The sequence below is a fragment of the Deltaproteobacteria bacterium genome, assembly GCA_016709225.1.
Lineage (GTDB): Bacteria > Myxococcota_A > Polyangia > Nannocystales > Nannocystaceae > Xiheibacterium > Xiheibacterium phototrophicum.
In genome coordinates this window covers 1717501-1736188 of record JADJEE010000012.1, presented here as the reverse complement: position 1 = coordinate 1736188, position 18688 = coordinate 1717501, and the positions used below count along the sequence as shown (strand labels likewise).

General features: G+C 71.4%; 15 protein-coding genes (1 of these 15 cut by a window edge). 8 read left to right on the top strand and 7 right to left on the bottom strand.

Annotation, left to right across the window (positions count from 1 at the left end; all coding sequences use genetic code 11):
- Positions 1–39 precede the first annotated feature (39 nt).
- Positions 40–981 (top strand): hypothetical protein, encoded by a 942-nt coding sequence (locus IPH07_32155; protein ID MBK6922090.1) that lies wholly within the window; start codon positions 40–42, stop codon positions 979–981.
- Here IPH07_32155 and IPH07_32150 read toward each other — a convergent pair.
- Positions 867–1610, bottom strand: coding sequence for a hypothetical protein (locus tag IPH07_32150; protein ID MBK6922089.1), 744 nt, complete (start codon positions 1608–1610; stop codon positions 867–869). The two genes, IPH07_32155 and IPH07_32150, sit on opposite strands and share 115 nt — an antisense overlap.
- Positions 1611–1789: 179 nt before the next feature.
- Between IPH07_32150 and IPH07_32145 the strand changes: the two genes are divergently transcribed.
- Positions 1790–3382 carry a DUF2914 domain-containing protein gene (locus tag IPH07_32145; protein ID MBK6922088.1) on the top strand — a complete coding sequence of 531 codons (1593 nt, stop codon included), beginning with the start codon at positions 1790–1792 and terminating at the stop codon, positions 3380–3382.
- Positions 3360–4379, top strand: coding sequence for a hypothetical protein (locus IPH07_32140; GenBank protein MBK6922087.1), 1020 nt, complete (start codon positions 3360–3362; stop codon positions 4377–4379). The genes IPH07_32145 and IPH07_32140 overlap by 23 nt, the downstream gene beginning before the upstream one ends.
- A gap of 38 nt (positions 4380–4417) precedes the next feature.
- On the opposite strand, the gene IPH07_32135 is transcribed toward IPH07_32140, so the two are convergent.
- Positions 4418–7372, bottom strand: a complete 2955-nt coding sequence (locus IPH07_32135) for a DEAD/DEAH box helicase (GenBank protein ID MBK6922086.1) — start codon at positions 7370–7372, stop codon at positions 4418–4420.
- A 3-nt stretch (positions 7373–7375) separates the two neighbouring features.
- A complete protein-coding gene (locus IPH07_32130) occupies positions 7376–8233 on the bottom strand; it encodes a monothiol glutaredoxin, Grx4 family (protein MBK6922085.1) in 858 nt (285 codons plus the stop codon).
- A 173-nt stretch (positions 8234–8406) separates the two neighbouring features.
- On the opposite strand from IPH07_32130, the gene IPH07_32125 reads away from it, so the two are divergent.
- Complete coding sequence (locus IPH07_32125; protein MBK6922084.1) at positions 8407–8619, top strand: hypothetical protein; 213 nt, start codon at positions 8407–8409, stop codon at positions 8617–8619.
- A gap of 21 nt (positions 8620–8640) precedes the next feature.
- Here the strand turns inward: IPH07_32125 and IPH07_32120 are convergent, their stop codons facing one another.
- Positions 8641–9354 carry a TSUP family transporter gene (locus IPH07_32120; protein ID MBK6922083.1) on the bottom strand — a complete coding sequence of 238 codons (714 nt, stop codon included), beginning with the start codon at positions 9352–9354 and terminating at the stop codon, positions 8641–8643.
- Between the two features lie 65 nt (positions 9355–9419).
- Between IPH07_32120 and IPH07_32115 the strand changes: the two genes are divergently transcribed.
- Both IPH07_32115 and IPH07_32110 read left to right on the top strand, forming a co-directional pair.
- Positions 9420–10271, top strand: a complete 852-nt coding sequence (locus IPH07_32115) for a LysR family transcriptional regulator (protein ID MBK6922082.1) — start codon at positions 9420–9422, stop codon at positions 10269–10271.
- A 33-nt stretch (positions 10272–10304) separates the two neighbouring features.
- Positions 10305–11564, top strand: coding sequence for a radical SAM protein (locus IPH07_32110; protein ID MBK6922081.1), 1260 nt, complete (start codon positions 10305–10307; stop codon positions 11562–11564).
- Positions 11565–11580: 16 nt separating this feature from the next.
- Here IPH07_32110 and IPH07_32105 read toward each other — a convergent pair whose 3' ends face one another.
- The 3 genes from IPH07_32105 to IPH07_32095 form a co-directional block, all read right to left on the bottom strand.
- Positions 11581–12051: a hypothetical protein gene (locus tag IPH07_32105; GenBank protein MBK6922080.1), complete on the bottom strand. Its 471-nt coding sequence runs from the start codon at positions 12049–12051 to the stop codon at positions 11581–11583.
- A gap of 82 nt (positions 12052–12133) precedes the next feature.
- Entirely contained in the window at positions 12134–14905 is a 2772-nt protein-coding gene (locus IPH07_32100) for a hypothetical protein (GenBank protein MBK6922079.1), read from the bottom strand.
- 223 nt (positions 14906–15128) lie between these two features.
- Positions 15129–15386, bottom strand: coding sequence for a hypothetical protein (locus tag IPH07_32095; protein MBK6922078.1), 258 nt, complete (start codon positions 15384–15386; stop codon positions 15129–15131).
- Between IPH07_32095 and IPH07_32090 the strand changes: the two genes are divergently transcribed.
- Positions 15379–17490 (top strand): chloride channel protein, encoded by a 2112-nt coding sequence (locus tag IPH07_32090; protein ID MBK6922077.1) that lies wholly within the window; start codon positions 15379–15381, stop codon positions 17488–17490. The two genes, IPH07_32095 and IPH07_32090, sit on opposite strands and share 8 nt — an antisense overlap.
- 54 nt (positions 17491–17544) lie before the next feature.
- Positions 17545–18688 carry the 5' portion of a serpin family protein gene (locus IPH07_32085; protein ID MBK6922076.1) on the top strand. 167 nt of this gene lie beyond the right edge of the window, so 1144 of the gene's 1311 nt are visible here — the first part of the coding sequence; it begins with the start codon at positions 17545–17547; its stop codon lies beyond the right edge, outside the window.

The window sequence follows — 18688 nt, the reverse complement described above, 5'->3', positions numbered from 1 at the left end:
TCTCGCGAAGCTGCAAGGTCTCGCGAGGGGCAACAGGGCATGCGAGGGCAGCAGGGCAGCAAGGGCGCGAACGCGGCAATTGCCGGTCGACGCTGCAACCATCGCGCGGCGATCCTGATCGGCTGTGTCCTCGCGACCGCGTGTGCCGCGTCACGGGACGCGACGGCGCAGCGCTCGCGCGCGCCGGTCGAGCCCGCGAACGCCGGCACTGTTCCGCTCGAGCCGGTCGCGGTCGGCGACGTGCCCGGACGCGCGGGCTGGGGCGTCGTGGCGTACCGGGAGATCGGACCTGCACGTGCCCACTTCGTGCTCGAGCACGCGCAGTGTCGACGACCGCCCACGCCGCGCGGCGACGTGCTCGACCAGGCCGATGTCGCGCCCTGCCACGTGCGCGCGTGGACGGGCCCGGTGACGGTGGAGCTGCGAGAGCCCGGTGGTCGGTGGATCGCGCTCGAGGTGGTGCCGACCAGCGATCGCGATGGTCGCCTCGATCTCGACTACGCCGATCTCGATCGATGGTCGCTCGAGCACGGGCACCGCGAGCTCGATGCCTACGCGGCGCTGCGGATCGGTCGCGGTGGTTGGGCCGGGACCTACAGCCTCGATCGCCTGCGCGCGCTGCAGGCCGATCTGCATGCGCGCTGGGTCACGGGTGGGCGCGGGGCACCGGGGTTGTTCGCGTTGCGGCATCCCGAGCACCCACGCGCCGCCGCAGCGACCGAGCTGGCGGTGGAGGCTCGCCTGGCGCGGCAGGAGGCCGACTTCGCTGCGGTGCTGCGGGGCGAGCTGTCGCCGGCCGCGTTCTTGGATCGTCACGCGTGGTCGCCACTGCGCGTGCGCGTGGCCGCCATGCTCGAGGCCACCGATCAGCGAAGCTCGCCCACGGCGGGCGCATCGAAGTCGCCGGCGAGCTCGGAGGCCGTGAGCTCGCCGGGCCTGGGCTTGCGCGGCGGAGGCGACGGTGGCGGTGGTGGATCGTGAGGCGCGCCCACCATCGGTGGCGGCGGTAGCGACTCGAACAACCCGACGTAGTCGATGCGCGCGCGACCGCGGTACATGACCTCGCGAAACGCCATCACGTCGCCGTCGGCCGCGTAGTAGGTCCAGAACGGCTCGGCACCCGAGCGCACCTGTTGGTTGGGCCCATCGGCGGTCGGCGGGCTCGACCACGGGTGCTTGCGCGCGGAGAAGCGCACCGCCGCGTTGCGCAGCGCCTGCAGGAAGGCGGCGCCGTGGTCCTCGCCGAAGATCGGTCGTGCACCGCGACGACGTCGATCGGGCAGGCCCCATGTCGCGTCGGGCGTGAGCACGTAGCTCAGCTCCTCGAGGCGATCGTGGGCCGCGGCGATGAGCAGCGCGACCACCAGGCGCTTGGACTGGAACGGCAGCTCCCACGCCTCGGCCTCCTGCGGATCGACCGGCGCGCGCACGGTGTACTCCTGCAACAGGTTGGGCTCGGCGCCCGGATCGGCGGGCGCGATCGGACGCGGCACGTGGGCTGGGCGGTAGGGCGCCGGCGGGGTGAACTCGTCGGGTGCAGCCCACTCGCACGCGAGCAGGGCCGTGAGCCCCAGTGCCGCGAGTCCTTCGCGTCGCGCGCTCGGCCGCATACGCTCGTTCATAGTCCGCGGGCGGTTCGGACACAATCCCGAACCTGCCGCGCTCGGAAGACGGCACACCCCAGGAACAGGCGGCAAGGGCGGACCGGGACGATGCGCGGCCCGGCCGGGCCTGCGATCGCCGATCGCGAGGCTCCCGCCGCGGCGGCTTTTCTGGCACGATGTCGAGCATGAGGCATGGCTCGAATGAGCCACCCCACCGTCCAGCTGCGGACGGCAAAGCGAGCTTCGATGCGGCGTGGGGTGACCTGCTCGGGCAGTCCGAAACGGCCGAGCCGGGGGGCGAGACGAAGACCTGGGACGACCGCGCGCGCGCGGCCGCGGTGCCGCGCGTGGTGAGCGGCGATGCCGTGGTGGCGCGCGACGTCAGCGAGATCTCGGGGCCCCGCGTGGCCGAGAGTTCATCGACCGATCTCCCGACCGCGACCCTCGACGACGAGGGTGCCGAGCCCGACGTCGCGGTGGCGCCCGAGCGCGAGGACGATCGGCAGATGGACGCGATGATGTCGGGATCGTGGGCGATGGCGACCCGCGACGTTGCGGTGGCGATGATGCCGCCCGCACCGGCGCAACGCGACCTACGGGAGTCCGAGGCGGAGATGGCTGCGCTGATGGGCGCGGAGCTCGAGGCGCGCGAGCGGGCCGCGGCGGCACGCGCCGCAGCGGACGCGAGCGAGGCGGCGAAGTCGAGCGAGGCGGCGAAGTCGAGCGAGGCGGCGAAGTCGAGCGAGGCGGCGAAGTCGAGCGAGGCGGCGAAGTCGAGCGAGGCGGCGAAGTCGAGCGAGGCGGCGAAGCCGAGCGAGGCGGCGAAGCCCGTCGAGGTCGCCAGGACGGTCGAACCTCCGCGGCGCCCCTCGCAGGTCGTCCGTGAGCCGCGCGACGCGGTGGTGGCCCGCGTTGCGGTGGGCGCGGTCGACGACGATGACGATGATCGCGGACGCGTGCTGCCGTTGCACGCGGCGGCGCGCAAGCGCGTCGTGGCACCCGAGCCGCGGCGCATCACCTCGCGCACCGCTGCGCTCGAGCTGGGCGCCAAGCCCAAGCGGGCCTCGCTGGGTTGGGCGGTCGTCGCGGGCGTCGGTGTGGCCGGGGCAGTGTGGTGGTTCGGCGCGGCGAACGATGGCGCGACGCCCGAGCTCGCCGCCTCGCAAACGACGATCGCCGAGAAGCCGGCCGTGGATCCCGCGCCCGCGCCGGTGGAGCCGACCCCGGCCTCGACCCACGTCGACGACGACGATGCCACGCCGCCGACCGAACGCGGCGGTACCGCGCCCACGGTGCCGATCGAGTCGAAGCCGCCGGTCGCAGTGCCGCGCGACGCCGATCCCCGCACGGCGCCACCGGGCACGCCGCCCGAGATCGCTGCGACCTTCGCCCGCCTGCCCGTGAGCCCCGCCGACCTCCCGCCGGTCGGGGGTGTCGGCGCGACCGGCATCCACGTCGATCGCATCGAGATGGGCGCGGGCTACGACAAGACCGGCTGCAAGGACGTCGCCCGCGAGTTCTCCGTCTCGAAGCTCGAGGAGATCAACGTGTGCCTGCGTGTCGTGCATCCCCGCGAGGAGGAGATGATGTCGATCGTGTGGCAGAAGAAGGACGGCAGCACGGCGCGCCGCGGCAAGATCGCGGTGGTGTCATTGCATGCCTACCGCACGCGCGCGTACCTGCGGCTGCGCGCCGAGTACGTCGGCGAGTGGGTGGTGCGCATCATGTCTGCCGATGGTGTGGAGCTCGCCGAGCATGCGTTCTCGATCGTTCCGTGACACTGGGCCTTGGCTGGCGCTCGCGACCGCGCTGTCGTTCGGGTCGCCGGCGACGCCCGCCCACGCCGAGGAGCCCGCCGCCGCCGCGCCGACCTTGATCGGACTCGAGCCCGAGGGTCCGCCGACCTGGCGCTTCAAGCACGCCGACAAGCCGGTGAAGGTCGTGGTGCTGGCGGGATCGATCGGTGCGTGGCCCAAGCAGCCCTATGCCCGCGAGCTCGAGCGCCTGTGTCGCAACGTCGAGGTCCACAACCTCTCGCGCGTGGGTCAGGGCGCACTCGCGCTCAAGCAGCGCTTCAAGCACCAGGTGCTCGAGAACTCGCGCGTGCGCGCCAAGGACCCCGCCTTCGAGCACTGGCTCGTCTACGGCGGTGGGCTCAACAGCGTCGGCACCCCGAAGTCGACCAACAAGCACATGCGCGACCTCTTCGTCGCCGCCCACGATCACCACTTCAAGGTGATCGGTCTCTCGCTGACACCGTGGGGCGATCTGAAGGACAAGCGCTGGCGCGGGGAGCAGGGGCTCGAACACGTGCGGGTGACCAAGGAGGTCGTCGACTTCAACATGTCGCGGCTGACCCCCGAGCAGGCCTTCGGTGACTACGGTCGCAAGCGTCCTGGCGGCGTCGAGGCGCCGTGGGACCCCCGCGAGCTGCCCGACATCGCCATCGATCTCTACGACTCGGCGCTGCGCGATCGCGATGCCGACGCGCAGGAAGTCGAGACCGTCCGCGCTGCGCTCGCGAAGGACAAGCGCTGGAAGCAGGCCCACGCGAAGCTCGACGAGGCGGCGCGCGAGGCCGAGCTCGATCGTGACGCTGCACTGCTCGCCGAGCTGCCGCGGTGGTTCTTGCGCGCGGAGCTGCGAAGCTTCGACCACATCCACCCGAACGCCGAGGGCCACCGGATCATCGCAGCGACGATGTGTCCGCAGCTGCCGGCGAGCTGGGGCTGCAGCTGCGAGCCCATCGAAGCAGCCGCCGCGGCGGCGCCCTGAGCCTGGTTGCGCGGGCGGGCGTCCCCGCGTGAGAGGTACTAGTCGAGCAGCGCGAGCAGCTCGTCGCGGGTGATCGCGGTCGCCGGCGTGCCGCCCTCGAGGGCCGCCGCGGCGAGCTCGCGCTTGCGCAGCTGCAGCGCCAAGATGCCCTCCTCGACGGTGTTGCGTGCGACCAGGCGATGGACGAACACCGGCTTGTCCTGGCCGATGCGGTGCGCACGGTCGGCCGCCTGATCCTCGACGGCGGGGTTCCACCACGGGTCGAGCAAGAACACGTGGTCGGCCGCGGTGAGGTTGAGCCCGGTGCCACCGGCACGCAGCGAGATGAGCAAGACCGGCGGGCCGTCGTCGGCCTGGAAGCGCTCGACCACGGCGCCGCGATCGCTGGTCGAGCCATCGAGGCGCAGGTACGGCACCCCTTGTTCGGCGAGCAGCGGCTCGACGCGATCGAGCAGCGAGGTCCACTGCGAGAACACCAGCGCCTTGCTGCCGGCCTCGCGCAGGGTCGCGAGCGTATCGAGCAGGCGCTCGAGCTTCGACGACGGCGGGCCATCGCTGCGCTGGCCCGGTACCAACGCGCTGTCGCACGCGGCCTGGCGCAGACGCAGCAGCGCCTCGAGCATCGCCATCACCTCGCCGCCGGCGCCCAGGCGCGCAGCGATGTCCTCGCGCGTCGCGGCCCGCACGGCGTCGTAGACCGCACGCTCCTCGTCGCGCAGCTCGCAGTGCAGCACGAGGTCGGTGCGCGGCGGCAGCTCGCGCGCGACCTCTCGCTTCAGACGTCGCAGCACGAACGGACGGATGCGCTCGCGCAGCGCCGCGGTCGCCGACGCGTCGCCGCTGCCGATCGGCCGCGCGTAGCGCTCGAGGAACTCGCTGCGGCCGCCCAGCAGGCCGGGGTTGGCAAAGTGGAACTGGCTCCACAAATCCTCGAGCCGGTTCTCGACCGGCGTGCCGGTGAGGGCGAATCGCACGCGCGCTTGCAGCTCGAAGGCGGCCCGCGCGACCTGGCTGTCGGGGTTCTTGATGGCCTGGGCCTCGTCGATGACGACGGTGTCCCACGACTGGCGTGTCAGCAGCTCGCGATCGAGTCGCAACAACGCGAAGCTGGTGAGCGTGACGTCGGCGTCGCGGCCGAGCTCGCGACCGGGGCCGTGGTAGCTGCACACGCGCAGGGCAGGGCGGAAGCGGGCGATCTCGGCGGCCCAGTTGGGCAGCACGCTCGTCGGTGCGACCACCAGCGTGCGTCCTCGGATCGCGCACAGCGTCTGCAGCGTCTTGCCGAGACCCATGTCGTCGGCGAGCAGGCCGCCCATCTTTGCGTCCTGCAGGAAGGACAACCACGCGACGCCGCGGCGCTGGTAGTCGCGCAGCGACGCCGTGACATCGGCGGGCAGGACCGGCTCGCCGAGCCCCTCGAAGCCCTCGAACAAGCCCCGCAGGTGCTGCCACTGCGGCGGTGCCGGGCGCTCGAGCGCCTCGCAGAGCGCCGCGAGATCGGCGGTTGCCCAGGTCGGCAGTGCATCATCGCGTGCGGCCTCGCGGGCGCGCAGCAGCGCGGCCACGCGCTCGCCATGACGCGCGAGGAACTCGAGCGGCAGTCGAGCGAAGCCGCCGTCGACCAGCGGCACCAGCTCCTCGCCACGTCGCCACGCCGCCACCACCGCGCCCGGCTCGGCGCGGCCGCGGGGGCCGCCGCCGCTGCCACCCGCATCGCCGTCATCGAGCTCGAGCTCGAACGCCAGCTCGCCCTCGCGCGGGCCTTCGCCGAGCCGCGGCACCACCTCGCCGCGCAGCACGAAGTCGTGGTGGGCGCGGCCCTCGACGGCATAGCCCTCGCCGCCGAGGAAGCGCTGGTTCCACGCGACCGCTTCGCCCGGTGACAGCGAGCGCCGCACGCCGGGTTCGAGTCCCAGCTCCTCGCGCATGCGCTCGACGAGGATCTTCTCGAGCCGGAGGTTGCGCAGCGGCACGTCGCCCTCGCGCAGGCTCGTCAGCCGATCGCCGTCGACGCGCGCGACCGCGGGGTCGCCGTACACGACCGTGCCCAGCAGCGACAGCGCGTCGCCGTCGCGGGCGGTGCTGATCGCGATGCGGGGCTTGAGCGCGCGGGCCTGCGGCACCGACTCCGACACGTTCTCGATCGGCAGCGTCCGCTTCCACCGCGGCACGAGATCGCCGGCCAGCGTGGCCATGCCCTCGGCGTCGAACCACTTGCCGCGGCGCAGCTCGTTGAACTCGCCCTCGGGCAGGCCGTGGCCGCCGACCGGGTGCAGGCGATCGCCGCGGCGGATCGCACCGTTCTTGAACACCATCGTGACCTCGGGGTCGCGCTCGAGCTGCGCGAACACGCGGTCACCCTCGCCCCGCACGAGCACCCGCAAGCCCGACGACGGCGGCCCCAGGCGCACCGCGGTGCCATCGAGCGTCACGTCGGTCGCGTCGCTCAGGGTCTCGAACAGTCGCGCCAGCCCCGCCTTGGGCAGCACCTGCGCCATGAACGTGCCGACGTGTTTCTCGAAGCGCAGGTCGGCCGGCGCGGCCACGAACTTCGGGCCACGCAGCTTGCCTTGCGCGACCATGGCGAGCGTGCCGTCGAAGGCCCACTCGCCGCCCTCGTGCACGATCACGCGGCGCAGCGCGAGTGACTCGCCGCGGGTCTCGAAGCGATACGCGATGCGGCCGGGCGCCTTGGGTGCGTCGGCCTGCGTGAGCGGCTTGCCGCCGGCCTGGTCCTGCTGCCACGCGATCGCGGCGGCGGCCACGTGCGGGCACGCGTCCTCGGGGAAGTTGCACTCGCAGCTCCACTCGTCGTCGTCGGGGAACAGCGTGACGATCGGCGCGACCATGCCGCCCTTGGTCGCGACGCGGAACTCGAGCTCGGACTTGCCGCGCTCCTGCAGCATCACCGCGTCGCTGCGCGCCAGCTCGACCCCGCGCGACCAGGTCGAGGCCGAGCAGGCCTTGCGGATCGCGGCGAGCAGCGACTCCATCGACTAGTACCGTGGGATCGACGGGTCGAGCTCGACCGACCACGCGTCGATGCCACCGGCGACGTTGTGGACCACCGTGAAGCCGCGCTCGAGGAAGTGCAGCGCGGCCTGGTGCGAGCGCTGACCGTGGTGGCAATGGAACACCAGCGGGGTGTCGCGCGGCAGCTCGAGCAGCTCGCGCATGAGCTCGGGCGTCAGCAACACGCCGCCGGGGATGCGCGCCCGCTCGTGCTCGCCGGGCGTGCGCACGTCGAGCAGGCGCGCCCGCCCGTCCGCGTCGAGCAACGCCTTGGCCTCGGCGGGGCTGACGTGGCGCACGGTCGGCGGTGCATTGGGGTTGTCGATCTTGAAGCCGGGGCTCGGCTGCTCGACGTAGTCGATGCGCACGCCGTCGGCACGTCGCGCGCTGCCGACGTCGACCCGCAGCGTAACGCCGTTGGCAGTGACCTCGAGATCGCCGGGACCCGGCCCCGTGATCGTGAGTTCGTGCTGGAAGCGTCCGTCGACGACGAGCCGCAGGCGCTCGCCCTCGGCGAGCTCGCGCACGGCCTGCGCGAAGACCTTGGCAGCGGCGTCGCTGATCGTGATCGCGGGGGGCGAAGGCGGCGTGACCAGCTCACCGAGGGTCTTGACCAGCTCGCCGTTGCCGTCGAGCTCCCGCACGATGTCGCAGCCCCCGACGAATTCGCCGTCGACGAACAGCTGCGGGATCGTGGGCCACTGCGCGTACTCCTTCACACCGTCGCGCATCGCGGCGTCGGCGAGGACGTTCACGGTGGTGTACTCGGGCAGGTACTGGTCGAGGATCTCGACCACCTGCGCCGAGAAGCCACACTGGGGCGCCGCACGCGTGCCCTTCATGAAGAGCACCACGCGGTTGCCCTTGACCAGTGCATCGATGCGACCTTGGAGCTCGTCCACGGCCGCGGAGCTTAGCAAAGATGGGTGCGGCACCCGACCGCAACGACCTTCGTGCGCGGGGGGCCCCTTGTGACTTTCGCAGTTGGCGCTACCTTCGTCCGGAGGCCCGCCGCTTGGAAGAGCTCCCACTGCCCCTGCTCATCGTGCTCATCGTCCTGGCGGTCGCCGCGGGCCTCTACCTCGGCCACAAGGCGGGCAAGGCGGTGCCGCGGGCCGGCAACGGCAAGGACGACGGCAAGAGCCTGGGCGCGCGGGCACGGGGCGCCGTCACCGGCGGCATCGTGAAGCTGTGGAAGTGGAACCGCGCACGCAAGCGCGAGCAGTAGCGCATCCACCCGTTCGTCCGTTCACCGCCCGAACAGGCTGGCCAGCGCGCAAACGTTCGCGATCACCAGCGCGCCGATCTCGACCCGGCGTTGGGTGTCGATGCTCGCGTGGCCGCGCAGGCGCCGGCCGATCAGGTTGCCAGCCAGCAACCCCACCAGCAGCGCGAGGATGTCGCCGGTCTGCTCGCTCGCCAGGAGACCCGCAGCGCCATAGCCCATCACCCGCGCCGCATGCATCGCCATCGCACCCACGGCGATGGTCGCGAGGTAGCGCGTACCCGGCCCGACCACGCTCAAGACCAGCGGTGCCAGCAGCATGCCAGCACCGCCCGAGGTCGCCGCCAGCGCACCGACGACGAAGGCGTAGAGCGCGATGGCGCGGCCCCGCGGCTGCAGCGTGATGCGTCCGCTGGCGCGCAGCAGCGCGAACACGGTGGACGCGGTGAACAGCACCGCCACCACGGTCTCGGGAATCTCCGGCAGCGCGAGTGCGCCGAGGAACGCACCCGGGATCACGCCGCCGACGATGACGCGGGCGAGCCGACGATCGAGATCGGCGCGGAACAGCCACGCGCGGTGGAGGTTCGACACCAGCAGCGCCGGGGTCGTGAGCACCAGCGCGGCATGGGGCCCGCGCAGCAGCCCCAGCACCATCAGCAGGAACAGGCCGCCGCCGAGGCCGGCGATGGTGCTGAGCATGCCAGCCGCGAGCCCGAGCACGACGAGGAGGATCACGATGGCGAAGATGGGCCTGCGGCGGACCGGACGCCCATGAATGTTTCGCCGCAGTTCGATAACCTATGCTTATGCTCGAGCACCTGCGTCACTTCCTGCTGGTGGTCGAGCAGGGCACCTTCACGGCGGCGGCCCGCCACGCCCACGTGTCGCAGCCGGCACTGACCGCCTCGATCCGCCGGCTCGAGGCCGAGCTCGAGGCGCGGTTGTTCGATCGCGGTCGCACCGGTGCACAGCTGACGCAGGCCGGGGTCGCGCTGCTGCCCCACGCGCGCGCGGCGGTGGTCGCGGTCGCCGAGGCTCGCCAGGCGGTCGCGGCGCTCGAGCGACTCGAGGCGGGTGAGGTCCGCATCGGTGGCGGCCAGACCGCGTGCACGTACCTGCTGCCGCCGGTGCTCTCGGGGTTCCGCCGCCGACACCCCAAGGTTGCGCTGCGCCTGCGCGAGATGCCGGAGGAGCTCGCGATCGACGCCTTCGAGGCCGGCGAGCTCGACCTCGTCATCGCCAGCAGCGCCCGCGGCGAGAGGTTTCGCGACGAGTCGATCGTGCTGGTCGCTGCGCCGGGTGCCGACCCACGCGCGCTGCCCTTCATCGCGTTCGCGCCTGGCAGTGCGGTGCGAGCGGTGATGGACCGCCACTTCGCCGGCGTCGAGATCGGCATGGAGCTGTCGAGCATCTCGACGGTGAAGGGCAGCGTCCGCGCTGGCCTCGGCATCGCGTTGGTCAGCCGCACTGCGGTCGCGACCGATCTGGAGCTCGGTCGCCTGGTCGAGGTGCGAGATCCTCGGACGCCGATCGACCGGCCGCTGCGGCTGCTCCATCGCGGGCTCGATCGGCTCTCACCCGCCGCCCGTGCGCTGCGCCTGCTGCTGCTCGCCGACGCGCCGCGCCGGAGCCCACGGCGACGCAACGCCTGAGCCCGCGCGCGGGCTCTGCTAGGATCGTGCGCCGTGGAGAGCCCGCGCACCGTTCGAGACGAGGAGCGCGACACCCCGCGACCCATCTACTGCGTCTGGGAGATCACGCTGCGCTGCGACCACGCGTGCGAGCACTGTGGCTCACGGGCTGGCCCGGTCCGCGACGACGAGCTCTCGACCGCGGAGCTGCTCGAGGTCGCCGACGCGCTCGTGCGGCTGGGCACCCGCGAGGTCACGCTGATCGGCGGCGAGGCCTATCTGCGGGCCGACGTCTACACGCTGGTCGAGCACCTCGCACGGCAGGGCCTGCGCGTGACCATGCAGACCGGCGGTCGCGGGCTCACGGCCGAGCGTGCGCGACGACTGGCCGATGCGGGTCTCGAGGCGATCGGCGTGTCGATCGACGGCACCGCGGCGAGCCACGACCTCCTGCGCGCGAGCGCGGGCAGCCACGCCGCCGCGATGCGGGCCATCGAGCACGGCCAGGCCGCCGGCCTCGTCGTCACTGCCAACACGCAGATCAACCGCCTCAACATGGGCGAGCTGCCGGCGCTGGCGGAGCTGCTCGAGGCCGCGGGTGTGCTGGTCTGGCGCGCGCAGCTGACCGCGGCGATGGGCCGTGCCGGCGACCACCCCGAGTGGATCGTGCAGCCGTGGATGGTGGTCGAGATCATCGACACGCTGGCCGCGATCCAGACCGCCGCGTTCGCGCGGGCGACCGCGCGCGGGGTCCCGGCCGATCGCTCGTTCCACGTCGCGATCGGCAACAACCTCGGCTACTACGGCCCGCACGAGCAGCTGCTGCGCTCGCGACCCGGTCGCGGCAATCGCTACTTCGGCGGCTGTCAGGCGGGGCAGTTCGTGATGGGCATCGAATCCGACGGCACCGTGAAAGGGTGCCCGTCGCTGCCGACCGCGCCCTACGTGGGCGGCAACGTTCGCACGCTGTCGCTGGCCGACATCTGGCGCGACGGCGAGGGGATGAAGTTCACCCGCGATCGCACTCGCGAGGAGCTGTGGGGCTTCTGCAGCGAGTGTTACTACGCCGACGTGTGTCGCGCGGGTTGCTCGTTCACGACCCACAGCGCGCTCGGTCGTCGCGGCAACAACCCGTTCTGCTACTACCGCGTGCGCACGCTCGAGCGTCGGGGCATCCGCGAGCTGCTCGTGCACGCCGAGCGTCCGCCGGGCGACCCGTACGACTTCGGTCGCTTCGAGCTGTGCGAGCAGCCGTGGGAGCAGGCGTTGCCCGAGCCGGCGTCGCCGCGCCGCACGTTGCCGCTCGCCACTTGAAGCCGCGATCGCAGGCTCAGCCCGGCGCGCCGTAGAGCGGCTCGCCGGCGGTGCTCGACGAACCGCTGCCGCTACCGCTGCCGCTGTCGGTGCCCGAGCTGCCGCTGCCGCTGCTGCCCGAGCTGCTGTCGGCCACGGTCGGATCGGTGGAGCTGCTCGACTCCGGCACGCCGTAGGCGGCCTCGCTGCCGACGGTCGCGGCATCCATCGTGGTCATGCCGGTCGTGCCAGTGGCCGAGTCGGTCGAGGCGGTGGTCGACGCCGTGGTGGTGTTGCCGGTGGTGTTGCTGGTGGTGCTGCCGCTGGCCGAGTCGCCGAGCGAGTCGTGATAGTCGTCGGCCGGGCACGCCGCCAACATCAAGCCCAGCAAGATGAACGGCGCGAAGCCGGTGGCACCGACCGTTCGCACCGTCGCGCCGCAGTGCGGGCACGCGGCCTCGTGGGCGAGGAAGTGCTGGGCGCAGGACGAGCACGACAGCATTGGCATGACCCCGTCAGGCTATCACGGGGGCTCGGGCCCCGCGCGATCGGCCACGGGCGTCGGTGCCGACGCCCGTTCGCAGGGTCCTTCAATCGTCGAGCTTGCGGGTCGGATCGCCCTCGTTGCCGTCTTCCTTCTCTTCGTCCTTGGGCGCATGGGCCTTCTCCCACGCGCGCTTCTTGTGCTTGATCCACGGCTTGTACTTCTCGTTCTCGGGCAGCGGTGGCAGGCCGTGACGCTCGCGGATCCAGTCGGGCAGCTGTCCCATGACCGCGCCACGACAGTTCTCGGTGTACTCGACCTTCTCCTCACCGGTGCGCTCGAGCAGGTCCTCGGGCACGTAGAAGCCGCGTCGCGCGACGTCCTCGGGCGAAGGGATCTTGTACCAGACCTTCACCAGCTCGACCTTCTTGGGCGGCTCGCCGATGCCCGACAGGCCCTCGACGAGATCGGGGTTGAGCGCCCACTCGCGGCAGTACCAGCGCGCGTGCCACTTGCGATACCACTGCGTGTCGCCCGACTCGCCGCCGATGATGCGGCGGTTCATCTTGCGCATGCGGTCGTTCCAGATCCACGGCATCGGCTTGCGCTCGGGCGCATAGACGTCGGTCTTCATGTCGTAGACCTCGCCGTCCTGCCCCGTCACCAGCACCTTCAGGAACACGTTGCTGCGCGGTGGGTTGGGCGCGAACATGCCCCAGCCCTGATCGGTCTGTGTGCGCGTCAGGTAGAACGCGAACACGTTGCGTGCAGGCCCGCGGAACGCGTGCAGGCTGTCCTTCTCGGGCAGCAGCCAGGTCGCGACCGCGACGATGTGCCAGATGAGCAGCGTGCCGATCACGAAGCGACCGAACGGGCCGTACGCCCACGGCGTGCGCGGCTCCTGGGTGTTCGGATCCACGACCGACAGCTGCACACCACGGCTGGCACGCCAGGTCTGGAACGCGACGCCGGCCGCGAACAAGAGCGCGGCCCACCAGATGCGCTGCCAGTTCCACTCGGGCTGCACGACCGCGGCCACCAGCACGCCCACGAGCACGATGCCGGCGGTGACGAACATCGCCCACTGCGGCAGCTTCGCCGCGTCGCGTCGCAGGTGCGGCAAGCTGGCGTCCTCGCTCGGGATCGGCGGCAGGCCGTCCTTCACGTCCTGCGGGATGCCGGGCACGCCCCACTTGGCGAGCCTGCGGCCAAACCAGCGCAGGCCGATCGCGGTCTCGAGGCCGGTGAAGAACACGAACGTCTGCGACAGCATCCCGGTCTGGAACTGCCCGATGTTCATGAGCGTGAAGATCCCGCCCATGAGCGCGATGTGCCACGGGATCCAGATGCGACGCCCGAGCAGCCACCGGCACAGCCACATGCGATCGATCTGTGTGGTGCCGAAGCGACGCATCGCCTCCCACCACGTCGGCTTGCGCTTGCGGATCGCGAGCATGAGCCCGGTGCCGACCACCAACCAGCCGATGAGCACGCCGAGCCACTGACCCCAGTGGGGCGAGTCGGCGCCGATCAGCAGGCCGAACACGAACCCGATCGCGCCGACGATGGCGGTGGCGATCACGCCGGCGGCCTTGGCCGGGCGCACCACGATCGGCTTGCGATCCAGCCGCTCCCAGCCCCACCACAGCGCCAGCAGTAGCGAGACCCACAGCGAGACGAACACCCACGCCGGCATCGCGGGCACGAAGTGCACCGACCACGTCACGTAGATGAGGCCGCCGCTGACGATGATGATCGTGAACCAGCACAGTCGCAGCAGCAGGCGCCGCGCACCGGTCTCGCGCGGGAGCTGCTGGTCGCGCGCCCAGTGCATCACCATGCCGATGAGGCAGATCGCGAAGAACACCTCGCCCCAGTGCGAGAACCACGTCATCAGGCGCAGGAAGTTGGTGCCGATGAGGGCCGTCAGCCGCTGCGGGTAGTAGCGGTAGAAGTGGTCCATGTTCCACGCGTAGTAGATCGCGTCGCCCTTGGCCCACACGCTGCCGTTCTTCACGATGCCGGTGAACGCGTAGACCGTGCCGAGCTGGAACATCGCGAGCCGACGCGGCCACGCCGGGATGAGGCGATAGATCGCCTGCAGGCCCTTGGGGTGCTCCTCCGAGGGCGCGAGGCCGGCACCGCCACCGGGGCCGTCACGCTCGCTGAGCAGGCCCTTGCGCCGCAGTCTCCGACAGCGCAGCCAGTTGTCGAGGCTGTATGCGTAGCCCGACTTGGCGCAGATGAGGTAGGCCAGGAACACCCGGTAGACCAGCTCGGTGCCCTCCCAGAACAGGTGGTTCCGGAAGAAGATGCTGTTCATCAAGAAGAACGTCAGCACGCCGGTCGTGCGGGTCCAGAAGCCCAGCATGAACAGCGCTGCGATGATCTCGAAGGCCCACAGGTGGATCCAGAACGCGGTCGGCGTGTCCCAGAAGTAGAGCAGTGACCACTTCGGGCCCTTCAGGAACTCGATGAGCCCCCACATGTCGAAGAAGCCCCACGGCTCTTCGTCGGTGAAGCCGTCGCCGAAGCCCTTGAACTGCGCCGACGCATGGACCTGCCTGGCGACGTCGGCGGTGAAGATGCCTTCGTCGGTGAACAGGAACGTGAAGTACTCCCAGAAGTCGTTGACGTTGCAGATGACGAAGAAGCCGAAGACGATGCGGTAGAGCGCCAGCGCGCGCGGGTCCTCGGCGGTGAGCCAGAACCGTCGCCAACGCTCGCCGTGCAGGATGAACAGGGTCACCAGCGCGATGACGCCGATGAGGAGCACCCATCCCGCCTGCGGTGACAGTGCCTGCGCGGCCTCGTTGGGCACCTTGTCCTCCGCCAACGCGAGCAGCGCGCCGGGGCTCCATCCGAAAGCGGCGTTCAATCCAATCATCGGTTCGTGGGAGTCTTTCCGAGCCGCGACCGCTGCGCAAGCCCTGCGGGCGGCCGAACGCGGTCTTGCGGCGTGCGGGTGCCCACCCTCGAGCGGCTGCGGATTGCTGCCCCTCGCGTGTCGAGCATGTGATCCCGGCGCGTCCCCACGCAACGTGTCGGCAGGCGACGGCCGCGGCGTGTCGATCGAGTGTGCGGCTCGAACTGCCGCTGGGTCAGGTTTCGCCCGCGCTCGCGCGTGTGCGGTCGGGCGCGGTTGAAAGCCCTGCCGCGCGGCCGTAGCTTCGCGCGAGGATGGTGCCGACCGATCCATCGGACCGCCAATCCGTGCCGCCGGCAGCAGCGGCGCCGGGCGGCGGCGAGACCGACCGCGGCGTCGGACCCGACGGCTCGTCGGCGCGGATGGACCTGGGCTCTTCGGCGACGATGCGGCGCGGCGCGCAGGCCGAGCGATCGACGACGTCGATGCGCATCCCGAAGCCCGAGGACCTGCACGCGACCGGCTACCACAAGCCGCTGCCACCGGCGGAGCGCCTCGGCCGCGTGTGGGCCTCCGCAGGCCTGCTGCTCGGGCGCCAGCTCGCCACCGCGGTACGCGACGACCACCTCTTCATGATCGTGATGGCGGCCTTCGTCGGCATCACCAGTGGCGCCGCCGCCGGTCTGTTGTTGATGTGGATCGAGTTCGGCGTGCACCTGTTCCCGCAGCACGACGAGGGCACGCCATGGGTGCGCTACGCCGTCGCGATCGGCATCCCCACCGCCGGCGGTCTCCTGGCGGGATTGCTGCGCTTCGCCGCCGAGCGGTGGATTCGGACGCCGCCCGCCAACGGCGTGCCGGCGGTGGTCGAGGCGGTGGCAAAGCACGGCGGCACGCTGCGGGGGCGCTCGGCGATCGTGTGTGGCGTGGGCACCGGCATCACGATCGGTTCCGGCGGCTCGTGCGGCCACGAGGGTCCGTCGCTCGCGATCGGTGCCGCGGTCGGCAGCGTGCTCGCCCGCTTCTTCGGCATGCGTCAGCGCCGTCGCCTCGCGATGCTCGGCGCGGGCGCGGCCGGCGGGCTCGCGGCGGCCTTCAACGCCCCGCTGGCCGGCGTGATCTTCACGGTCGAGATCGTCTTCGGCGGCTCGATCGGCGGTGACATCGGCAGCATGTCGGTGTTCATCCCGCTGATCGTCGCTGCGGTCTGCGGCACGTTCACGTCGTATGCGATCCGCGGCGACGACGTCGCGTTCGAGCTGCCCGCCCACGCCGGCGTCGGGCTCGGCGACATCGGCTTCTACGTGCTGCTGGCGATCGCCGCCGGCATCATCGGGACGGTCTTCTCGCGCGCCATCATCCTCGCCCACCACCGCTTCGAGGCGGTGCGGGTGCCGCCGTGGTTGCGGCCCGCGATCGGTGCGCTCGGCGTGGCGCTGCTCGCCGCACTGGTCTCGAACGAGCTGCTCGGCACCGGCCACGGCACCGTCGAGCGAGCGCTGCACGGCGAGCTCGCGCTCTCACTCGCGGCGGCGCTGCTGGTGCTCAAGATCGTCGCGACCGCGCTGACCCTGGGCTCCGGTGGCTACGGCGGCACGCTGCTGCCGTCGCTCTACGTCGGCGCGTGCTTGGGTACGCTGGTCGGTCACCTCGCCGGGTTCGCGCTCGACGATCCCCAGGCCCAAGGCGCGTACGCGCTGGTCGGCATGGGGGCCATCTTCGCGACCACACTGCACGCTCCCTTGACGCCGATCGTGATGATGTTCGAGATGACCCGCGACTACGCGATCATCCTGCCGCTGATGCTGTGCTGCATCCTCGCGGTGGTGGTGGGGCGGCGCGTGTCGGCGCAGAGCCTCACCAAGCTCGAGCTGGCACGCCGCGGCGTCATCATGGAGCGCGACGCAGAGGCCGAGGTGATGCGGCGCGGCACCGTGCGGGAGCTGGTGCTGCCGCCGACGCCGACGCTACGCGAGGACGCCCCGCTCGAGGAGATCCGCAAGCTCTCGCTCGACGCCGATCTGCGCGCGGTGTTCGTGGTCGATGCCGACGGCGCCGTGGTCGGCTACATCAACGGCAACCAGCTCGCCAAGCGCATGCTCGCCGGCGAGATCAGGCTCGAGTCGACCGCGCAGGAGCTCATGACGGCGCGCAAGATGCCGCTGCTCTACGAGAAGGACACGCTGGCCGGCGCGATGCTGGCCTCGGCGCGCTCCGGCATGGAGCTGCTGCCGGTGGTCGACCCGCAGCGGCGCCTGATCGGCGTGCTGCGACGCGGCGATCTGATCGTGCACTACAGCGACAAGGTGCTCGGACAACACGAGGAGGTCGTGCAGGTGCGCACCGGCGGTGCGGTGCCCGATCAGGAGGTCGGGCTCGGCAAGGGCACGATCCTCGAGCGGGTGATCGTCGGGCGTCGATGGGCCGGCAAGAGCCTGGTCGAGCTCGATCTGCGCGGGCGCACCGGCGTGACCGTGATCGAGTGGTGTCGCGGCGAGGAGACCATGCCGATCGAGCCCCGCGCGCCGCTGCGCGAGGGCGACGTGCTCGCGCTGGCTGGCACCCGCGAGCAGATCCTGCGCACGCGCTCGATCTGATCGGAGGCCGTGGGAGAACCGGCGCGCGACGTGTGCGTTGGCAGCACTCGTCGCATGGACGAAAGCCCCGAACTCACCCGTCGTGCCGCGCTGCGCGGCCTGCTCGCCCTCGCCGCGAGCGCATGTAGCCCTGCGGAGCGCGAGCGCGCCCGGGAGCCCGACGCCGCCGATGATGGCGGCCGCCCGCCGACGCCCGTCGAATCCCCGGTAGCGAGCCCGACTGCGGCGACGGACGCCGCGGCGATCGCCGTCGCGATGGACGCATTCGCGGTCGACCTCCACCGTCGGCTCGCACAGCCCGACGCCAACCTCGTGGTCTCACCGTCGAGCATCGCGCTGGCATTCGGCATGCTGCACGCCGGCGCGCGCGGTCGCACTGCGCAGGAGCTGGCGTCGGCGTTCCACTGGCAGGGGCAGCCCGCAGCGCTGCACGTCGGGTTCGCCGAGCTGCTGTCGCGTTGGGCGGCGCCCAGCGAGGGCGTCGACTTCAGCGTCGCCAACCGACTCTTCGGTGATCAGGGGGTCGCGTTCGACCGGGCCTATCTCGAGCTCGGCACCGACGTATTCGGTGCCCCGCTGGAGTCGCTCGACTTCCGCGGCGACCCCGAGGCCGCGCGCGCCCACATCAACGCGTGGGTCGAAGCGCAGACCCACGAACGCATCCGCGATCTCTTGCCGGCCGGCACCATCGACGCCCGCTCGCGCCTGGTGCTGGTCGACGCGGTGTACTTCAAGGCGCGGTGGGCTACGCCGTTTCTTCCCCATCTCACCCGTGACGCCGACTTCACGACCCCGCACGGTGTCGAGCGCGTCGCGATGATGCATCGCAGCGGCACGATGCCGGTCGCACGTCACGACGGCGCGACGATCGTCGAGCTCGACTACGGCGTCGGTGACTACGCGATGACCTTCGTCGTGCCCGACCGCGCCGACGCCCTGGCCGCGCTCGAGCGCAGGTTCGACCGTGCCTGGCTCGCCGAAGGCCTGGCGGCGATGTCCGACGCGCAGGTGACGTTGGGCGTGCCGAAGTTCCGCATCGAGGCCGATCGACCGCTCGCCCTGCGCTCGGTGTTGGGCGCGATGGGGGTCTCGCAGGTGTTCACCAGCGAGGCCGATCTGACCGGCATCGCACCGCGATCGGAGCAGCTGATGGTCAGCGAGGCCTTCCACAAGGCGTTCCTGGAGCTCGACGAGGCGG